This is a genomic window from Pseudomonas sp. P5_A2_2 (assembly GCF_054177685.1).
Window position 1 is genome coordinate 1 of the sequence record NZ_JBGCUL010000670.1, and the last position, 2,495, is coordinate 2,495.

The window sequence follows — 2,495 nt, forward strand, 5'->3', positions numbered from 1 at the left end:
ACCGCACTGACCCAGAACGRCACCTTCACCGTCAGCGCGCTGGATGGCGTCACGAGCCTGACCGTGGGCGGCATCGCCGTGGTCAGCGGCGGCGTGGCCACCGGCTTCCCGCAATCGATTACCACGCCGCTGGGCAGCACCCTGACCATCACCGGGTTCAACGCGGCGACCGGGGTGATCAGCTACAGCTACACCCTGAATGACAACGAGGCGCACCCAACCGCCAACGGCGCCAACACCCTGCCCGAGCAGTTCGCCGTGACCGTGGTCGACGACAACGGCACCACCGCCACCGGCAGCCTCGACGTGACCATTGTCGACGACCTGCCCAGTGGCGTGGACGACAGCCATGCTTCAACGGCCTCGGAAACCCTGCTGACCCTCAACGGCAACGTGCTGAGCAACGACGTGCAAGGCGCCGACCGCGTGCCGCTCGGGGAAAACGCCGGCCCCATCACTCCCGGCACCTTCACCGGCACCTACGGCACTTTGGTGCTGAATGCCAACGGCACCTACACCTACACGTTGAATACCAGCGATGCGGATTTCATAGCCCTGCATGGCGGTGGCAATGGCACTGAAACCTTCACCTATACGCTGACGGACGCCGATGGCGACAGCAGCACCGCGGACCTGGTGCTGCAGATCCACAACAACGATGACCCGATCGCGATTGGCGGATTGAACGTTGGGGGTGGCGAACTCACGGTCTTCGAGAAAAACCTCAGCGACGGCAGCGCACCGGATGCCACCGCACTGACCCAGAACGGCACCTTCACCGTCAGCGCGCTGGATGGCGTCACGAGCCTGACCGTGGGCGGCATCGCCGTGGTCAGCGGCGGCGTGGCCACCGGCTTSCCGCAATCGATTACCACGCCGCTGGGCAGCACCCTGACCATCACCGGGTTCAACGCGGCGACCGGGGTGATCAGCTACAGCTACACCCTGAATGACAACGAAGCGCACCCAACCGCCAATGGTGCCAATACTTTGCCCGAGCAGTTCGCCGTGACCGTGGTCGACGACAACGGCACCACCGCGACCGGTTCACTCGACGTGACCATCGTCGACGACCTGCCCAATGGCGTGGACGACAGCCATGCCGGTACCGCCTCGGAAACCCTGCTGACCCTCAACGGCAACGTGCTGAGCAACGACGTGCAAGGCGCCGACCGCGTGCCGCTCGGCGAAAACAGCGGCCCGATCACTCCCGGCACCTTCACCGGCACCTACGGCACCCTGGTGCTGAACGCCAACGGCACTTACACCTACACGTTGAATACCAGCGATGCGGATTTCATAGCCCTGCACGGCGGTGGCAATGGCACTGAAACCTTCACCTATACGCTGACGGACGCCGATGGCGACAGCAGCACCGCGGACCTGGTGCTGCAGATCCACAACAACAATGACTCGGTGACGATTGACGGTTTGAATGTTGAGGGCGGCGAGTTGACCGTCTTCGAGAAAAACCTCAGCGATGGCAGCAGTCCGGACGTACCAGCCCTGACCCAGAACGGCACCTTCACCGTGACCGCGCTGGATGGCGTCACCACCCTGACCGTGGGCGGTATCGCCGTGGTCAGCGGCGGCGTGACGGCGGGCTTGCCGCAATCGATCACCACGCTATTGGGCAGCACCCTGACCATCACCGGGTTCAACGCGGCAACCGGGGTCGTGAGCTACAGCTACACCCTCAACGATAACGAAGCCCATCCGACTGGCAACGGCGCCAACACCCTGCCGGAGYAGTTCGCCGTGACCGTGGTCGATGACAATGGCAGCACCGCGACCGGTTCACTGGACGTCAACATCGTCGACGACCTGCCCAATGGCGTGGACGACAGCCATGCTTCAACGGCTTCGGAAACCCTKCTGACCCTCAACGGCAACGTGTTGAGCAACGACGTGCAAGGCGCCGACCGGGTGCTGGTCGGCGAAAGCGCCGGGCCGATCACCCCCGGCACCTTCACCGGCACTTACGGCACCCTGGTGCTGAATGCCAACGGCACCTACACCTACACCCTCAACACCAGCGATGCCGACTTCAAAGCCCTGCACGGCGGCGGCGACGGCAGCGAAACCTTCACCTACACTCTCACCGACTCTGACGGCGACACCAGCACGGCCAACCTGGTGCTGAATGTCTACAACAACGATGATCCTGTGGTCCTCAACGGCCTCAACGTGTATGGCGGTGAGCTGACGGTTTATGAAAAAAATCTCGGCGATGGCAGCAGCCCCAACACCTCGGCACTGACCCAGAGCGGGACTTTCACGGTGGCCGCGCTCGATGGCCTGCAAACCCTGACCGTCGGCGGCATTGCCGTGGTCACCGGTGGTGTGGCCGCCGGCTTCCCGCAATCGATCACCACGCCGCTGGGCAGCACCCTGACCATCACCGGGTTCAACGCGGCGACCGGGGTGATCAGCTACAGCTACACCCTGAATGACAACGAGGCGCACCCAACCGCCAACGGCGCCAACACCCTGCC

General features: G+C 63.7%; 1 protein-coding gene. It reads left to right on the forward strand.

Annotation, left to right across the window (positions count from 1 at the left end):
* Positions 1 to 2,495, forward strand: a 2,495-nt coding sequence (locus tag ACXRVY_RS23970; RefSeq protein WP_458238424.1) for a beta strand repeat-containing protein, incomplete at both ends; no start/stop codon positions are given.